Genomic DNA, 17,798 nt, shown 5'->3' on the forward strand with positions numbered 1-17,798 from the left:
TTATTTTTAATAACCAGTTTCAGTTATTGATGAAGAGGATGCTTATTGTTTATGGATCAAGGCATAAAAAGCAGCTTCATAACTTGCGCTTACTGGAATTTCTTCTTTGTTAATGTAAATAATTTTGTTGCGTACTTTGTCAATTTTAGAAATAGGTACGATAAAAGATCGGTGAACGCGAATAAATTCTGGAGATGGTAGTTTCTCTAAAATAGCTTTCAACGTCATTCGGGCTACAACTGTTTTCTGATTTTGTATATGAATTTTTAAGTAGTCGTCTAGACCTTCTATAAATAAAATATCTGAAAAAAGAATTTTCACCAAACTATAATCGGCACGGATAAAGAGATAGAGTTGTTCTGGATTTTGATTTTGTAGTTTATGTTGGTTTATAGCTTTTTCGACAGATTGTTTAAAACGACTGAAAGAAAAAGGTTTTAAAATATAATCGGTTGCACTTAAATTAAAGCCATCTACAGCAAATTCAGAATAAGCCGTGGTGAAAATAACCATGGTTTTATGAGGTAGTTTTTTGTAAAAATTAATGCCTGAAATAGAAGGCATATTGATATCTAAAAATAATAAGTCAACTGGAAATTTTTTCAAATGTTTAAAAGCATCTTCCGACTTTGTAAAGATTTTGTCGAGACAGATGTCGTCAATTTGGTTACAAAAACTTTGTAATACTTCCAGTGCCAAAGGTTCATCATCAAGTGCAATTGCTTTTAACATCCTACATTTATCTTTAAAGTAACAGTATATTTTTCTTTTGCATCATCAATTAATAATTCATGTTTTTGAGGATACAAATAAGCTAGTCTTTCAATGGTGTTTTGTAAGCCGATACCGCTTTGCAATTGAACAGATTCGACTTTGTTATTTGATACAAATAAAGTTAAGAAATTATCTTCAATATTTATTGTGATTTTAATTTCTGAATCCTGATTTGGATTGACCCCATGTTTGAAAGCATTTTCAATGAACGAAATTAAAATGAGCGGAGTTATACATTTACTATAAACGTTTGTTTCTCTTTCATATAGTATTTTAACCGTATTGCCCAATCTTGTTTTTTGCAATTGGATAAAATTGTCAATATAATTAAGCTCTTTATCTAGAGCAATTACATTATCATTTGCATTAGTAATAATGTAACGCATTAATTCAGATAACTGTATAACAGCATCGGCCGTTTTATCATCTTTTTTAATAGCCAAAGCATAAATACTATTTAAAGTATTAAATAAAAAATGAGGGTTGATTTGTGCTTTTAAAAAAGATAATTCTGATTGCATTTTTTCTTTTTCAACGTTTCTTAATCTGTTATTAATGGCAAATAGTAAACTGGAAATGACTCCAATGAGATAAACTAATATGGTGTGGCTGTATTGTGTAGGTGGACCACCAAGATGATGGTTGTTCATTTTAGGAAGTGGTGGGTGTTTGTCGTGATGAAACTGAGGAGGTTTTCCGAAGTCTAAAAAATTGCGTTCCGGATGGTCAAAATAGGTTGAAATCCAAAGAAAGAAGAGTAAAAACATGCTAATGATTCCGAAATATAAAAGTTGTTTTTGTGAAAAATATATTTTAGGAATTAGATAGTAATAGTTAAATAAAAAGAAAATAAGCAGCATCGAATAGATGAAAAAATAAATCCGATCATGGGGATTGTTAAATAAATCGGGCAGTTTTAAAACGCTTCCTGTTGAGGTAAACATATATGGCAATAGCATGAATGCAATGCAAATAAAAAAAACTAGCAAGTATGGGGTGGGATTTTTTTTCATAGATATGGATTTGGTAAATCAAAGTTAAGATTCTTGTTTTTTGTATTCTAATTATTGAGGTAAAAGTCATTTTTATTGCGATATTCACCAGGAGTCAAACTAACAATTTGCTTGAATATTTTTGAAAAATGAGGCAAATTAGAAAAACCAGTATCCAAAGCAATTTCCAGAAAACTCTTGTTAGTTGTGGCAATAAGATATTGTGCCCGTTCAATTTTTTTTTCGTGAATGTAATTTAAGGGTCTTTGTCCGGTGTGAAGTAAAAATTGCTTTGAGAAATAATCTTGATTTTGATTCACTCTTTGAGCCAATTCGGCAACTGTTAGGTTTTTGTCTAAATGAAGTTGGATGTAACCCATGCTGTCCAAAATTTTTGAAGGGATGCTTTGTGGAGCATTTTGCTTGAAATTTTTATCGTTCAAAAATCTAGAAATCAATAAAAGCAGGATTCCTTGATTTTCAAATTTCAAATGGGTTTTCATGGTGTCATTAAGTGAACGGTATTCTTTATAAAAAGCTTCTTTTTCATATTCTTTTGGGTTGTCTGATCGGTTGATTCCTCTTCCGGGATTGCCTTTTAGCATTTGTTTGATAAGAATGATATCGGTTTCAGTAGCGGCTAATTTCATCACATTCCTATTCTGATTAAATAGCGAAATTCCATCGGGAGATTCCTCAAAAAACTGAATAAAGTATTGACTTAGATAGTTATCACAATTCAAGTTACAGATGGTAAAACTGGGGATAAGATACATATAGCCAGCTTCTAAATTGATAAGTCCGGAATTATTTGATATTGTGCCATTACCTTCATTAATGTAGTATAATCGATAATACGGACTGATAACATTGTTAAAATTCCACTTATTATTGAGTTGTACATAATCAATATGTAATAAGGAGAATGAGTATTTGAAAACGTTTTTGGGCATAATGGTAGCAAAAAATATGAAAAAAATCGTTTTTGAGTAATAAAAAGTCGTTTTTGTATAATTAAGATATTTGATGACTAAGCTACATTTGTTTTTATTAATAACAAAATAAGTAGTTAAAAAAACTAATAATCAAATTTATATCTAAAATAGATGCTGTTTTAAAAAATATAAGTCTTGATTTTAATGTTGGTTTTTAAAACAAAGTAATTTAATAAAATCGGAAATAAATAATATTATTCAAATCATATATAGATGAACAGAAGAAATGCTTTAAAATTAGGTGTGTCAGCAATGGCTGGACTTTATTTGTCTCCTTTATTGGGACAATCCCATATACTTAATACTCCTGCTTTCAAAGGACCATTTGAGCCTAGCTGGGATTCGCTGGAAAAATATCAGGTACCGGATTGGTTTCGTGATGCCAAATTTGGAATGTGGGCACACTGGGGACCTCAGTGTGAACCCGAAGCTGGTGATTGGTACGGGAGAGGAATGTATGAAGAAGGTTCGAGACAATATAAATTTCATGTGGAGAAATACGGTCATCCATCCAAATTTGGATTTAAAGATGTGATCCAAGTATGGAAGGCAGATAATTGGAATCCGGAAGAATTAGTGAATTTATACAAAGATTCCGGAGCCAAATATTTTATGGCAATGGCTAATCATCATGATAATCTGGATTTGTACGACAGTAAATATCAGCCTGATTGGAATTCGACTAAAATGGGGCCTAAAAAAGATATTATAGCCGGATGGGAAAAAGCAGCCCGAAAAGCGGGATTGCCTTTTGCTGTGAGCGTCCACGCTGCTCATGCCTGGAATTGGTATGATACTTCTCAGGGAGCGGATAAAAATGGTCCTTTGGCAGGAGTGCCTTATGATGGGAAATTGACTAAGACAGATGGAAAAGGAACTTGGTGGGAAGGTTTAGATCCTCAGGCTTTATATGCACAAAATCATGAATTAAGTGCAAAACCCTCGGGTGATTCATCTGTTCACAGCCAGTGGGATTGGGGAGATGGAGCTTCCATACCAACCCCGGAATATTGTGAAAAATTTCATGATAGAACCATTGATCTGATTGATAAATACAATCCGGATATGATTTATTTTGACGATACAGCATTGCCTTTGTGGCCTGTTAGTAATGTAGGTTTGCGTATTGCAGCACACATGTATAATAAAAGTCTTCAAAAAAACAACGCAGTTCAGACTGTAATTACAGGTAAAATTTTGGATGAGCAGCAGCGTAAAGCCATGGTCTGGGATATTGAAAAAGGACAAAGTAATACTATCGAACCGCTGCCTTGGCAAACAGATACCTGTATTGGAAACTGGCATTATGATAGAAGGCTCTATAATGACAAACGCTATAAATCGGCTAAAACGGTTATTCATACGCTAGTGGATGTAGTGAGTAAAAACGGAAATTTAATGTTGAATATTCCGGTGCGTGGCGATGGAAGTATCGATGAATTAGAACGAGCTATTGTAAAAGAAATTGGTGTTTGGATGAAACTGAACAGCAAAAGTATTTACGGTACGCGTCCCTGGAAAATTTTTGGTGAAGGTCCGCAACAAGCAAGTGCTGGGGCTTTAACTGCCCAGGGTTTTAACGAAGGAAAAGGAAAACCGTATACGTCTGAGGATATTCGTTTTGCACAAAAAGACAAAACACTTTTTGCAACCGTAATGGCGTGGCCAGAAAGTGGAACTGTTACTATTAAAAGTTTAGGTAAAGAATCTCAATATCATACTAAGAAAATAAGACAGATTAGGTTAGTAAGTACAGGGGAGAAGCTAAAGTTTAAACAACATGCTGATACTCTTGAAGTCTTTTTTCGAAATCAAAAACCGGAAGCTTCTTATGCAAATGTGTTGGAGATTGTGTAATACTCTTTGAATGAAATCTAAAATTATGACCTCAAGAAAATTTTGTTACGCCTGTGATTTAATTGATAATCCAAAGTTGATAGAAGAGTATAAACGCTATCATTCAAAGGAAAATGCTTGGCCTGAAATCACTAAAAGTATCAAGGATTCAGGTATTATAGATATGGAAATTTATATTCTTGCTAACCGTTTGTTTATGATAATGGAAGTAGATGAAAACTATACTCCGCAACGCAAACAAAAAATGGATTTGAATAACCCCAAAGTGCAAGAATGGGAAAAATTGATGTGGCAATTTCAACAAGCACCTCCGGGAGCAAAAGAAGGAGAAAAATGGTTGCCTATGGAACAGATTTATAAACTACCTTAAGTTTAATCTGTTCCAATTGATTTTTTTTCAACCTCCAAACCAAGCTGTATACGTGTAGAAACTTTAATAATCTAATATTTTAGACTTATCCATTTTCTGCTATCTTTGCCTTATGCAGTTTTCAGAAATTTTAGGACAGGAACACATTAAAAACCATCTCACCAGAAGTGCCGATTTGGGAAGAATTCCGCACGCACAATTGTTTGTTGGTCCAGAAGGTAGTGGTACGCTGGCAATGGCAATTGCTTATTCCCAATATATTTTATGTGGTAATGCTGATGGAGAGAATAATGGCGATAATCAATCCTGTAATATTAAATTTCAAAAATTATCGCATCCCGATTTGCATTTTGCTTACCCAACCGTTACTACCGATGAGGTAAAGAAAAACCCAAAAAGTATTGATTTTATTGCCGATTGGAGAGAATTTGTAACTCAAAATCCATATGGTGGATTGTTTGATTGGTATGCTGTTTTAGGTGTTCAAAACAAACAAGGGGAAATTAGAGTAGATGATGCTCAGGAAATTTTGAAATCACTTTCGTTAAAAGCCTATGAAGGCGGTTATAAAATTATGATTGTCTGGATGGCCGATAAACTCAATATTGCAGCGTCTAATAAATTACTAAAACTACTCGAAGAACCACCAGAGAAAACTATTTTTATTCTGATTTCAGAAAACGAAGAAGATATTATTCAAACCATTCGTTCGCGTTGCCAAATTTTACATTTCAATGGATTGAGCGAAGCGGTTATAGCAGATGCTTTGGTCGCTCGTGAAGCAATTGATACCAAGTTTGCTGCAAAATTAGCGCATCAGGCACAGGGGAATTACAATGCTGCTTTGCATTTGTTGCGTGACAAAGACGAAGAACATCCGTTTGAGCAATGGTTTGTTACCTGGGTTCGTGCCGCTTTTAAGGCTAAAAAAGATGCGGCTGCCATTCAGGATTTAATTCTTTGGAGCGAAAAAATTGCTGCTTTAGGAAGAGAAGCCCAAAAGAAGTTTTTGCAGTTTTGTATGGAGATGTTTCGTCAAGCTTTGTTGATTAATTATGAAACTCCTGATTTGGTTTATTTTGAACCAAAAGTCGATAAATTCAAATTAGAAAATTTTGCACCATTTGTAAATGGTAATAATATTGAAGATATTTTTAAAGAGCTTTCGGATGCTATGTATCATATTGAACGCAACGGAAATGCTAAATTAATTTTAACTGATTTATCAATCAAATTAACACGTTTAATCCATAAAAAATAACGAGTATGAATAATCCAGCTTCATTTTTAATTCTGGTTTTTTTCGGGATTACCTATTTGCAATCTAGTTATGAAAAGCTTTTTTATTGGGAGGATAATTTAACTTGGTTGAGAGAACATTTTGCTAAAACAAGACTTAAAAATCATGTGAAATTAGCCTTAATCAATCTCGTTATTATGGAATTAATTTCTACTATTCTGTGTTTTGTTGGCTGTATCGAATTGTATGTTAGCAACGGAAGAATTTTTGGATTTTACGGAGCAGTATTTTCTGCAATTACTTTATTGATGATGCTTTTTGGACAACGATTAGCTAAGGATTATGATGGGGCAAGAACCATTGTAATTTATTTTATTCCAGCTGTAATGGCGGTATATTGGTTGAACTAGATATTCATCATTCCAACCAAATCTGAAATTTAAAATCGTTAATCAACGTTCTGAAATCAAATAAGATTATGTCTTTAACTCCTAAACATCCATCCGAATCTTTAACGGTATTAACTGATTTGGTTTTGCCAAGTGAAACTAACCATATCAATAATCTCTTTGGAGGTGAGCTATTGGCTCGGATGGATCGCGCAGCTAGTATTGCGGCGCAGCGTCATTCGAGAAACATTTCTGTTACGGCTTCTGTGAATCATGTGGCTTTTACTAAAGCTATTTTGTTAGGAAGTGTGGTAACTATTGAAGCCAAAGTTTCTCGAGCGTTCAAGAGTTCGATGGAGGTTTACATTGATGTTTGGGTCGAAGATAGAGTTTCTGGAGTAAAGACTAAGGCTAACGAAGCTATTTATACTTTTGTAGCTGTGGATGCAACAGGAAAACCAGTGGAGGTAGCTCAAATTATTCCGGAAACCGAAATAGAAAAACAACGGTATGACGGAGCACTAAGACGCAAACAGCTGAGTTTGGTTTTGGCAGGAAAAATGAAAGCTAGCGAAGCAACGGAGTTGAAAGCTTTGTTTGCGTAAGATTTTATTTTTTTGATTCGAAATCTTTTTAAACGGAAAATTTGCATCAAAAAAAGAAGTATTTTTACAAACACAAAAAAAGAAAACAATAGAAGTTAGAAGAAGTAAACTACTTTTTTAGGCTTCTGATCGCCATAAAAGCAATATTAACTTAATGAAAGAAAAGCTAAAAGAAAAGATGAGTACAGAGAAAGAAGCCAAGTTAAAAGCTTTACAGCTTACCCTTGATAAATTAGATAAAACTTACGGAAAAGGGACTGTTATGAAAATGGGGGATAAGGCCATTGAAGAAGTTGATGTAATTTCTTCAGGTTCTTTAGGTGTGGATTTAGCACTTGGAGTTGGCGGATATCCAAAAGGAAGAATTATTGAAATCTACGGACCAGAATCTTCCGGTAAAACTACTTTAACGCTTCACGCTATTGCCGAAGCGCAAAAAGCAGGAGGAATTGCTGCATTTATTGATGCGGAACATGCATTTGATAGAAATTATGCAGAGAAATTAGGTGTTGATATCGAAAATTTAATTATTTCGCAACCAGACAATGGGGAGCAAGCTTTAGAAATTGCTGAAAACCTAATTCGTTCTGGGGCTATTGATATTGTTGTAATTGACTCGGTTGCTGCTTTGACTCCAAAAAGTGAGATTGAAGGCGAAATGGGAGATTCTAAAATGGGTCTTCACGCGCGTTTGATGTCGCAAGCATTGAGAAAGTTAACAGGAACAATTAGTAAAACCAATTGTACTGTTTTCTTTATTAACCAGTTGAGAGAGAAAATCGGTGTAATGTTTGGTAATCCAGAAACTACTACAGGAGGTAATGCTTTAAAGTTTTATGCATCGGTACGTTTAGATATTCGTCGTTCTACACAAATTAAAGATGGGGAAAATGTTTTAGGTAACAGAACCAAGGTTAAAATTGTGAAGAACAAAGTGGCACCTCCTTTCAAAGTGGCTGAATTTGATATTATGTATGGAGAAGGAGTTTCTAAAACAGGAGAAATCCTGGATTTAGCAGTAGAATTCGAAATTGTAAAAAAATCAGGTTCATGGTTTAGCTACGGTGAAACTAAGTTAGGACAAGGTCGCGATGCTGTAAAATCGTTAATTAAAGACAATCCAGAATTAGCGGATGAATTAGAAGAAAAAATTAAAGCTAGAATTAAAGAATTAGCTGAAAATTAATAATTTGTCTTTTTGATATTCTAAAAAAAAGCCCGGTATTTTCCGGGCTTTTTTGTTTTTGATGAGAAGTGTAAATGTAATTTTTTTGAAAAAAATACGTTTGATAAAGCAACCTTTTTCATGTAATGTGGTCTTTATTGAAGAACCAACGATAGATTGTTAATTTATAAAATTCGAAAAAAATGAAAAAAATTGCTTTATTTTTAGTCCTAATGACCACCTTGTTAAGTTGTAGTGTGGGTGATCCAGATACGTATACTAATTATGTTTTACCAGTTGATAGTTATACTTTGCCTGAAGGTACTTTAACTGTAGGAGAAACTTATCAAGTGAAATTAAAATATGAAAAACCTACAGCTTGTTATAATTACAGAGGGATATATTATTATGCTGTAGAGGATACAAAAGAAAGAATCATTGGTATTTTATCGGATAAAAAAAATGGGGAAAGCTGTTCTGATAATTCGACTCAGCCATTGACTGAAGTTTCTTTTAATTTTGCTCCAATTGAAGCAGGAACCTACACTTTTAAATTCTATAAAGGAGATGATGATGCAGGCGAAAATATATTTGAAGAAGTAGATATTGTTGTCGAAGAATAATTCTTTTGACTTTAAAAACAAAAAATCACCTATTAAGGTGATTTTTTGTTTTATACTGTTTCTACTTTTTTGTTGGAATCAAAAGCTAGTAATTGCATGTAAATAGTGCTTCTTATTTTTTCTCTAATTTCTTTTCTGTCTGCTTCCGTCTTATTTAATGTTTCAACTTGCTGGTGTATTTTAACACGCATAATTCCAGGACTTCCTGCAAAAAAGGTATAAGGAAAACGTTCTTTGTTATCTCCAAAACTGATGGGTAAAATAGGAATTTGATGTTGGATGGCTAATTTAAAAGCGCCTTCTTTAAAATGATCTAAAACAATAGATTCGTCATCAGGAACTCCTCCTTCAGGAAAAATACAAACACTCAAACCGCGTTGGATTCTTTTTTGTGCTTTTGTAAAAACCGCCATTCGACTTTTTGAATTGCTTCTGTCAACCAATATACAAGTTCTTTTATAGAAAAAACCAAAAATGGGTATTTTAGCTAATTCCTGTTTGCCTACAAAAACAAAAGGATTTCTAATGACCGCTAGCATGAGCATAATATCAGCCATCGAGGTATGATTGGCTACAATCATATAACTTTTATTGGGATCTATTTCCTGTTCACTTTCTACTTTGTAATGAAATCCCATACCAAAGAGGATGAATTTGGCCCAAATTCGAGCCATTACAAAAAAGTAAGGATAGCCTTTTTCGGTAAGAATGGACAAGATCAAAAATGGAAACATAATGATAATAGGGATAGCCATAAGGATGTAAAACCAGATGCGCCACAGTGTCCAAGAAATTATTTTTATGCCTTTCATGTCTTCAAAAATAAGGAATCAAATGTTATCATTTTTATAAAAATGAATCTTTTAAACCGTATAAGTCATTTAAGTTATTTTGTTACTGCTTTAAGGTTTAGATGTACTTTAAGTTTATTTAAGTCACTGCTCTTTTTTTAATTCCTTTGAGTAACAATGATTCAAAAAAACTTATATGACTTATGTGTTCAATAAAATTGAATTCAAGTAATTTTTTAAATTTTGCGAATTTGCAGTAAAAAATAAAAATCTTTACGAACTTTGCGTTCAAGAAAAAATACAATGGCAAAAATACTTACCGGAGTTCAAAGCACAGGAACACCACATTTAGGAAACTTACTTGGAGCAATTATTCCAGCAATTGAGTTAACAAAAAAAACAGATAACGAGTCTTTTATTTTTGTTGCCGATTTACATTCGATTACCCAAATAAAGAATGGAGAAACCTTAAGAAACAATACCTATAGTGTTGCTGCAGCTTGGCTTGCTTTTGGATTAGATGTAAATAAAGTAGTTTTTTATAGACAATCGGATGTGCCGCAAACGGCAGAGTTGTCTTGGTATTTAAGCTGTTTTTTTCCGTTTCAGCGTTTGACTTTGGCTCATTCTTTCAAAGACAAAGCCGATAGATTGGATGATGTAAATGCAGGTTTGTTTTCATACCCAATGTTGATGGCTGCTGATATTTTATTGTATGATGCCGAGTTTGTTCCTGTGGGTAAAGACCAATTGCAACACCTTGAAATTACACGTGATGTGGCTTCTCGTTTCAATCATCAAATGGGAGAAACCTTTGTGCTTCCTGAAGCTAAAATTGAAGAAAGCAATATGTTGATTCCGGGAACTAACGGAGGAAAAATGAGTAAATCGGCTAATAATATTATTAATATTTTTTTAGATGATAAAGCCTTGCGCAAACAGGTAATGAGCATTGAAACGGATAGTACACCGCTAGAAGCACCTAAAAATCCGGATACTTGTAATGCTTTTGCTATTTATTCTTTATTAGCGAATGAAGAACAAGTTGCAACGATGCGTGCTAATTATTTAGGTGGAAATTATGGTTATGGTCACGCCAAACAGGCTTTGTTTGAATTAATCTGTGAAAAATTCAAAACCGAAAGAGAAAAGTACCACTATTACATCAACAATTTAGAAGAAGTTGATGCTTTGTTGAAAATAGGTGCTGAAAAAGCTTCGGCTGTAGCCAATGGTGTTTTGGCTAGAGTAAGAACTAAATTGGGATTTATAGTAAAGTAATTTTATAATAAATATAGACCGCAGATTCGCAAATTATTTATGATTGAATAATCTGCGAATCTGCGGTTTTTTTTATTGGTTTATATTCTTCAAATTTGGTTTTATAAATTTCACTCTCATGCTTGGTGGAGGTGGTAAAGGATATTCATTAATATCTCTCTTTATAGCAAATTTTTCAAATTCTTTTTGTTTTAAATTGAATGAATCATCTTTATATCTAATGTTTAAAGTGTCTTCAAAAAGTTTTTTGTATAATTTGTAATATGTGCTGAATTTTGAGATTTTATTGTCTTCTTCAAAGATGAAACTTAGTGTTTTTGAATTTTTGTCAGTTATTTTAAAGCGGATTATTGGCCCACAATATATTCGGAGAGTTGTTGTGTCTTTTAAGTGCTTAAAATAGCTTTCATCCTTGTTTTTTGTTTCTGTTATAATTTGATTTAAAATTTCAGGATTTATTTTTGATTCATAATATATTTCTCCACCTTTGGCTTTTGTTTTTCTTATTGTTTGGGAAAGTCCGTTTGGGCTGATAGAAGAATAGAGTATTCTGTCTACAACCCATTTTGAATTATCATCGTAGTAATAATAATAAGACATGATTTCTATGTTTTCAAAATCATATTTATCTGATGAACAACTCAGGATCAGTATTGATAAGATCGAAAGTATTTTTTTCATATTTTAAGGGTCTAAAAAGTTAAAATTTGCGAATTTGCGGTTTTTTAAAATTTGACAACTTTCTAAAAGTTGTCAAATTAAATCGCCTCAAACAATTTTCCAGGCAAAGGTCTAATTACTCCTTTGAGTTCCATATTCAATAAAATGCTGGAAACTCTGTAAATAGGAAACTCACATTCCAGCGCAATAATATCCATTAATTCTTTGCCTGTTTTTAAAAGGTAATCGTATATTTTTTGTTCGTCATTGTCGAGGGAAACAAATAATTGTTTTTGAACTGCTTTTGACTCTTCTTTAATATCCCAATTGAGCATATAAACCAAATCGGCGGCACTGGTCAATACATTTGCTTTTTGGGTTTTGATAAGGTGGTTGCAGCCGGCGCTGTATTTGTCGGTGGTGCGACCCGGAACGGCAAAAACATCGCGATTGTAATCATTCGCCATATTGGCTGTAATTAAAGAACCGCCTCTTTCTGCCGATTCGATAACTATGGTAGCTTCTGCCATTCCGGCTACTATGCGGTTTCTTTTTACAAAATTTTCTTTGTCGGGATTACTGGAACTCCAAAATTCGGTCATAAAACCGCCATTTTGTTCCATTCTTGCCATGTATTTCTTGTGGTTTTTGGGATAAATTTGGTTCAAACCATGAGCCAGTACGCCTATGGTTTGCAAATCATTTTCCATTGCCAATTGATGGGCAACAATATCGACCCCATAAGCAAATCCGCTAACAATCACCGGATCTAGCGGTGCTAAATCTTCAATGAGTTTTTTGCAAAATTCAGTTCCGTAAGAAGTAATTTGGCGCGTTCCCACAATGCTGATTATTTTTCTGTTTTTTAAATCGATATTTCCAGCGGTAAACAACAATACGGGTGCATCAACACAATGTTTGAGTTTGTCAGGATAATTTTCGTTTTGAAAATAAGCTACGTTAATATTATTCGCCTGGATGAATTCTAATTCTTTATTGGCTTTATCAAAAACAGTTTGGTCTTTTAGGTTTTTAAGCAACATGGTTCCAATACCATCAATTGCAGCCAATTGATTGGTTTTGGTTTTAAACACCGCTTCCGCCGAACCACAATGGCCGATTAATTTTTTTGCCATGATGTCGCCTACGCCTTCAACTCTTAGTAAAGCAAGTGTGTAAAATAAATCGGATGTTGTCATGCTAAATATTTGAAACTGAAAAGTATAAATTTTCCGTCAGATTGTTAATAAAAATTGTGAATAAAATTTTGATAACTATTTTGGTTGTATAACTTTGTAACTATGAATATAGAACACTACATAGGCCAACTTTTATATCGTTATCAATGTGTTACCGTTCCAGGTTTCGGTGCTTTTTTGACTGAAATTCAATCGGCTCAATGGGTTGAAAGCGTAAATTCCTTTTTTCCTCCTAAAAAATTGATTTCTTTTAATACTAACATTAAAAATAATGATGGGTTATTAGCGAATCATATTGCTAGAACGGAGAAAACATCTTATGAATACGCTATAAGCGCTATTCAATATGAAGTTTTGAATTGGAAAAAAGAATTGGAACAAAACAAAAGTTTGACGGTTAAAAATGTAGGTAGTTTTACAATGAACGCTACTGGGAACTTGATTTTTACTCCTACAGAACAAAAGAATTATTTAACAAGTTCTTTTGGTTTAGGATCTTTTATTGCTCCAGTTGTAAAACGTGAAGCGGTTCAAGAAGAGACTGTTGTTGAAGAAAGAGAAGTTATCTCCTTGGTTACAGAAGAAAGAAACGGTCGTTCTTATTTAAAATATGCAGCGATTTTTATCTTAGGATTAGGTTTGACTTCAAGTGTTGGTTATTCAGTATATCAAAGTCAAATTGAAGCTCAAACGGTTTTAGTAGAACAAGCGGTTCAGAAACAAGTACAAAACAAAATTCAAGAAGCTACTTTTTTTATTAAAAGTCCAATGGCTCCTGTAACCCTTTCTGTAAAAGCAAAAAAAGAGCTAAAAATGCCTTATCATGTGGTTGCGGGTGCTTTTAGAGATGAAAAAAATGCCGAGCATGTGTTTAATAAATTAATAAAAATGGGCTTTAAAGCAAGAAGACTTGAGGTTAATAAACATGGTCTTTATCCTGTGCTTTACGGAAGTTTTGCTACTTATGCAGAAGCTCAAAAAGTTAAAAACGAAGTTCGTGAATCAGACAATCCAGAAGCTTGGTTACTGGTAGAATCCTTATAAATACAAAGCCTTTCTTAACGGAAAGGCTTTTTTATTTCCTTTTTTTCTGTTGTTGAATCTGATATTTTCGAGGGCTAATTCCATTGCGCTGCGAAAAGGTAGAAGTGAAATGCTGTAACGACGAAAAACCGCAGATATACGCAATTTCAGCCATACTAATCGTGCTGTTTCCTTTAATCAATGCAATTGCTTTTTCTAGTTTGAGGCTTATAATAAAACTGTTCGGGGGAAATCCGGTAAGTTTTTTAACCTCATAAGTAAATTTGGTTTTGCCCATATTGAAAGCAGAAGCTAAATCTTCAATATGCCATTTTTTAGTAAAATCGCTTTCAATTAATTGACTTAACTTGTCTATAAAACTGTCACTTTCTTGATTTTTTTGAATTCTGTTTGAGAGTTGGCGATGCAAATCGATAAAAAGATTTTCGAGAATATTTTGCACCTTAATTTCAAAACCTTCTTCTTGGTAAGCCAATTCGTTGCGCAATTCGTCAAAATATTTTTTGAAGTTTTTTGCCTTTTCAAGTACGGCGTTATTGGCATCGCCTATCATTTCGCCCAAATTTTGTTGAAATGCTGCCGATAATTTACTCCAATTACCAAGCTTTAAAGATTTTCCTTCGACATATTCAAAAGGTTTTATGATGATCCAATTGATTTGACCAATATCCATAATTCCCGAAATGCTTCCGTTTTCATGCCAGGGTGCCGTAACCGATAAATTTTCGGGTAATAATTCAATTTCTTTGCCTTCAATAACCCAATCGTATTTTCCGCTATTTACGTAATGAATTTCAATTCCGTCATTCAGGTGGGGACGCATGCTGTCATCAATACGCACTTTGGAGAATTTCATACTACCAAATTGACGTATAAACGGAAGGTTTTTTAGTGGTCCAGGATTGTTTTCATGCCACCAAACACCATAATTACCATATTCGTCTTTCTGTTTGAGTGATTTTGGCAATAAAAAGGAATTCATAAAATATTTTATATTAAATTGGTATAAAGATAATTATTAAATTTATTTATTAGAATACTATCTGTTTTTATAAAATCGACCGTTGTTTAAAAATATGATTTTTTTTGTATTAAAATCGGTATCTTGGCCAACCCAATTTATTTATTATCAATAAGATTAGAGTCGAAAGGCTTTTTTTTAACTTTATAAATGATAACGTTTACATTTTTGTTTTTAGATAATAAATGGGAGTTGTAAACAAATAAGAATCTGAAGTCAATTGTAATTAAAATATAGTTTATGTTTTTAAAAAATCGAAATAATTTCTTCTCCTTTTTAGTCGTCTTTTTTACGGTGTTTTCTATGCAAGCTGCCGATATTTGGGTAGCTGTAAACGGAAAAGATACCAATGAAGGAACAAAAGCAAATCCGCTAGCTACTGTTCATATGGCCTTAAGAAAAGCCAGAGAATTACGTCGATTGAAAGATGCTTCAGTAAAAGGAGGTATTCATATTATCATAAAAGACGGTACGTATTATTTTGATGAGCCTTTGTTTGTCAGACCGGAAGATTCTGGAACTGCTGATAGTCCAACTACCATTGAGGCGGATGTCAATGCAAAACCTGTTTTTAACGGTGGAATTGCAATTAACAATTGGAAAAAATCAACCGCTGCTATCAATGGTTTGAAGAAAGGAACCGTATGGGTTGCTGATGCGCCAACAATCGCAGGGGAAGTGATCAATTACCGCCAACTTTGGGTAAATGGTGTAAAAGCAGTTCGAGCAAAAAGCACTGCCGGAAATAAAATGGAAAGAATTTTGTCCTGGGAAAAGGAAACTGAAACCTGTTGGATTCCATTTAAAGATAAATCGGTGAAATATGAGCCAGGCATGGAAATGTTCATCGTGCAATGGTGGGCTATCGCTCATTTGCGAATCAAAAATATCGAAGTAGTTAAGGACAGCGCCCGACTTTCATTTGAAAAACCGGAAAGTCGCATTCAAAGCGAGCATCCCTGGCCAGCGCCCTGGATTTCTAAAAATAATGGAAATTCTGCCTTCTTTTTAAATAACGGAATGTCAATGTTGAATGAAGCGGGTGAATGGTATCTGGACAGAAGAAATGCGAAGATTTACTATATTCCAAGAGCAGGCGAGAATATGGTTACTGCCAAAGTAATCGCACCTGTTCTTGAAAATTTGGTAGATATAAAAGGAACTATAGACAGACCGGTTCATAATGTGAAATTCAAAGGTATTTCTTTTCAGTATAGCAACTGGCTTCGTCCATCACAACAAGGTCATGTACCGTTACAGGCCGGAATGTATTTGCTGGATGCCTACAAATTAAAAATCCCGGGAACGCCTAATCAGGCTTCTTTGGAAAATCAGGGTTGGGTAGGCCGACCAAGAGCTGCTGTAGAAGTAAATTATGCGAATAATACCGTATTTGAATCTTGTAGTTTTGAACATTTATCTTCTACAGGATTGGATTTGAACAAAGGAACGAATCATAATATTGTACAAGGAAATCTATTTAAAGATATTGGTGGAAACGGAATCAGTTTAGGTGTTTTCTCAGAAGAGGCATATGAATCGCATTTGCCATTACAAGTAAAAGACGAAAGAGAAGTTTGCACTAGCGAATTGATTGCAGATAATCTAATTACCAATGTAGCCAATGATGATTGGGGATGCTTAGGAATTGCAGCCGGATTTGTGAAGAATATAACCATTGCACACAATGAAATTTCGGATGTGGCTTATAGCGGCATTTCGATGGGTTGGGGTTGGACACATACCGAAAATGTGATGCGAAACAACAAAATCATTGGAAACAAAATTCATCATTATGCCAAGCATTTACACGATGTAGCTGGGATTTATACGCTTTCTTCTCAGCCAGATAGCCGAATAGAGGAAAATTATATTGACAAGGTATATTACAGCCCGTATGCTCACGATCCGTTTTTATGGTTGTATTTGTACACCGATGAAGGTTCTCAGGGTTTTACCATTAAAAACAACTGGATTCCAATTCAGAAAATATTAAAAAACAACAATGGTCCGAAAGGTAATATTTGGCAGGATAACAATCAGTTTGTAAGTACTGCTGTAAAAGAAAACGCCGGAATTCGTGCGCCTTTTGCCAATTTGAGAAAAGAAGTGGTCATTGACGAATCCTGGGGATTACAGGAAATGCCAAAATCAGTTGCCATCGAATTGATAGGAAAGGATTTTGATGTTGCAAAAATCAAATCGACCATAAAAGGTTTCCGAATTGTAGGCGAAGAATTGTACCAATGGGAAAATCATCTGGTGATTTATGGTTTGATGAATCAGCCGGAAAGAACCAAGAGAAAATTAGCTTTGGCTTTTCCTGATTTGCAAATAAAAATTTATGAAAATCTGGTTTATGATTTTCAAAATTTTGAAAGATGTCCGGGAGTTAAACCCGCTTCGGAATGGGAGAATATTGTGTTGACCGCAAATTTGGTTGAGGATCCAAAAATGCAACAGGAATATTTGGATTACCATAAAACCCAGTTTGAAAAATGGCCGGAAATAGCCAAAGGTTTTTGCAATGCCGATTTTCAACAATTGCAGGTTTTCAAAAATGGTCGTCAATTGATGTTGGTGATCAGTATTCCAAAAGGAGAAGATTTGGATAAATTAAATCCGAAAACTACCGAAAACAATCCGCGAGTAGACGATTGGAATGCTTTGATGAAAAAATACCAAACCGGAATTGATGATGCAAAAGCGGGAGAAACCTGGATTTTACTGAAAAATATAAAATAAAAATAAAGCCACGAATTCACGAATGGCATCACTAATTTTAGCTTATA

17 protein-coding genes are annotated in these 17,798 nt (G+C 34.0%); 10 read left to right on the forward strand and 7 right to left on the reverse strand.

The features are described from left to right. Positions 1-42: 42 nt before the first annotated feature. The 3 genes from AC4FRF_RS03835 to AC4FRF_RS03845 form a co-directional block, all read right to left on the reverse strand. On the reverse strand, positions 43-732 hold the full coding sequence (locus AC4FRF_RS03835; protein ID WP_491158134.1) for a LytR/AlgR family response regulator transcription factor: 690 nt from the start codon (positions 730-732) through the stop codon (positions 43-45). Beyond that, positions 726-1,541: a sensor histidine kinase gene (locus AC4FRF_RS03840; RefSeq protein WP_491158135.1), complete on the reverse strand. Its 816-nt coding sequence runs from the start codon at positions 1,539-1,541 to the stop codon at positions 726-728. Before AC4FRF_RS03840 ends, AC4FRF_RS03835 begins: the two co-directional genes overlap by 7 nt. 293 nt (positions 1,542-1,834) lie before the next feature. Continuing rightward, the gene (locus tag AC4FRF_RS03845) at positions 1,835-2,719 is read right to left on the reverse strand and encodes a helix-turn-helix domain-containing protein (protein ID WP_491158136.1); all 885 of its coding nucleotides are present in this window, start codon (positions 2,717-2,719) and stop codon (positions 1,835-1,837) included. A gap of 255 nt (positions 2,720-2,974) precedes the next feature. On the opposite strand from AC4FRF_RS03845, the gene AC4FRF_RS03850 reads away from it, so the two are divergent. The 7 genes from AC4FRF_RS03850 to AC4FRF_RS03880 all read left to right on the forward strand — a co-directional run bounded on the left by AC4FRF_RS03850 (position 2,975) and on the right by AC4FRF_RS03880 (position 9,010). Continuing rightward, on the forward strand, positions 2,975-4,618 hold the full coding sequence (locus AC4FRF_RS03850) for an alpha-L-fucosidase (RefSeq protein ID WP_491158137.1): 1,644 nt from the start codon (positions 2,975-2,977) through the stop codon (positions 4,616-4,618). Between the two features lie 25 nt (positions 4,619-4,643). Beyond that, positions 4,644-4,988 (forward strand): L-rhamnose mutarotase, encoded by a 345-nt coding sequence (locus AC4FRF_RS03855; protein ID WP_491158139.1) that lies wholly within the window; start codon positions 4,644-4,646, stop codon positions 4,986-4,988. A 112-nt stretch (positions 4,989-5,100) separates the two neighbouring features. After that, positions 5,101-6,249, forward strand: a complete 1,149-nt coding sequence (locus tag AC4FRF_RS03860) for a DNA polymerase III subunit (protein ID WP_491158140.1) — start codon at positions 5,101-5,103, stop codon at positions 6,247-6,249. A 5-nt stretch (positions 6,250-6,254) separates the two neighbouring features. After that, on the forward strand, positions 6,255-6,638 hold the full coding sequence (locus AC4FRF_RS03865) for a DoxX family protein (protein ID WP_491158141.1): 384 nt from the start codon (positions 6,255-6,257) through the stop codon (positions 6,636-6,638). A gap of 68 nt (positions 6,639-6,706) precedes the next feature. After that, positions 6,707-7,222 (forward strand): acyl-CoA thioesterase, encoded by a 516-nt coding sequence (locus tag AC4FRF_RS03870; protein ID WP_491158142.1) that lies wholly within the window; start codon positions 6,707-6,709, stop codon positions 7,220-7,222. Positions 7,223-7,400: 178 nt separating this feature from the next. Beyond that, positions 7,401-8,408: a recombinase RecA gene (gene recA, locus AC4FRF_RS03875; RefSeq protein WP_491158295.1), complete on the forward strand. Its 1,008-nt coding sequence runs from the start codon at positions 7,401-7,403 to the stop codon at positions 8,406-8,408. Between the two features lie 182 nt (positions 8,409-8,590). Continuing rightward, positions 8,591-9,010 carry a hypothetical protein gene (locus AC4FRF_RS03880; RefSeq protein WP_491158143.1) on the forward strand — a complete coding sequence of 140 codons (420 nt, stop codon included), beginning with the start codon at positions 8,591-8,593 and terminating at the stop codon, positions 9,008-9,010. A gap of 50 nt (positions 9,011-9,060) precedes the next feature. Here AC4FRF_RS03880 and AC4FRF_RS03885 read toward each other — a convergent pair whose 3' ends face one another. After that, positions 9,061-9,822, reverse strand: coding sequence for a lysophospholipid acyltransferase family protein (locus tag AC4FRF_RS03885; RefSeq protein WP_491158144.1), 762 nt, complete (start codon positions 9,820-9,822; stop codon positions 9,061-9,063). Positions 9,823-10,104: 282 nt separating this feature from the next. On the opposite strand from AC4FRF_RS03885, the gene trpS reads away from it, so the two are divergent. Then, entirely contained in the window at positions 10,105-11,082 is a 978-nt protein-coding gene (gene trpS / locus AC4FRF_RS03890) for a tryptophan--tRNA ligase (protein ID WP_491158145.1), read from the forward strand. Positions 11,083-11,154: 72 nt separating this feature from the next. Here the strand turns inward: trpS and AC4FRF_RS03895 are convergent, their stop codons facing one another. Together AC4FRF_RS03895 and dprA are read right to left on the reverse strand one after the other, a co-directional pair. Continuing rightward, positions 11,155-11,763 carry a hypothetical protein gene (locus AC4FRF_RS03895; protein WP_491158146.1) on the reverse strand — a complete coding sequence of 203 codons (609 nt, stop codon included), beginning with the start codon at positions 11,761-11,763 and terminating at the stop codon, positions 11,155-11,157. Positions 11,764-11,840: 77 nt separating this feature from the next. After that, entirely contained in the window at positions 11,841-12,941 is a 1,101-nt protein-coding gene (gene dprA / locus AC4FRF_RS03900; protein WP_491158147.1) for a DNA-processing protein DprA, read from the reverse strand. 102 nt (positions 12,942-13,043) lie between these two features. On the opposite strand from dprA, the gene AC4FRF_RS03905 reads away from it, so the two are divergent. Next, positions 13,044-13,985: an HU domain-containing protein gene (locus AC4FRF_RS03905; protein WP_491158148.1), complete on the forward strand. Its 942-nt coding sequence runs from the start codon at positions 13,044-13,046 to the stop codon at positions 13,983-13,985. 31 nt (positions 13,986-14,016) lie between these two features. Here the strand turns inward: AC4FRF_RS03905 and AC4FRF_RS03910 are convergent, their stop codons facing one another. Beyond that, positions 14,017-14,967: a helix-turn-helix domain-containing protein gene (locus AC4FRF_RS03910; protein ID WP_491158150.1), complete on the reverse strand. Its 951-nt coding sequence runs from the start codon at positions 14,965-14,967 to the stop codon at positions 14,017-14,019. A 279-nt stretch (positions 14,968-15,246) separates the two neighbouring features. Here AC4FRF_RS03910 and AC4FRF_RS03915 point away from each other — a divergent pair, with 279 nt between their 5' ends. Beyond that, complete coding sequence (locus AC4FRF_RS03915; protein ID WP_491158151.1) at positions 15,247-17,751, forward strand: L-rhamnose mutarotase; 2,505 nt, start codon at positions 15,247-15,249, stop codon at positions 17,749-17,751. Positions 17,752-17,798 lie beyond the last annotated feature (47 nt).

The sequence above is a fragment of the Flavobacterium sp. ST-158 genome, assembly GCF_058309975.1.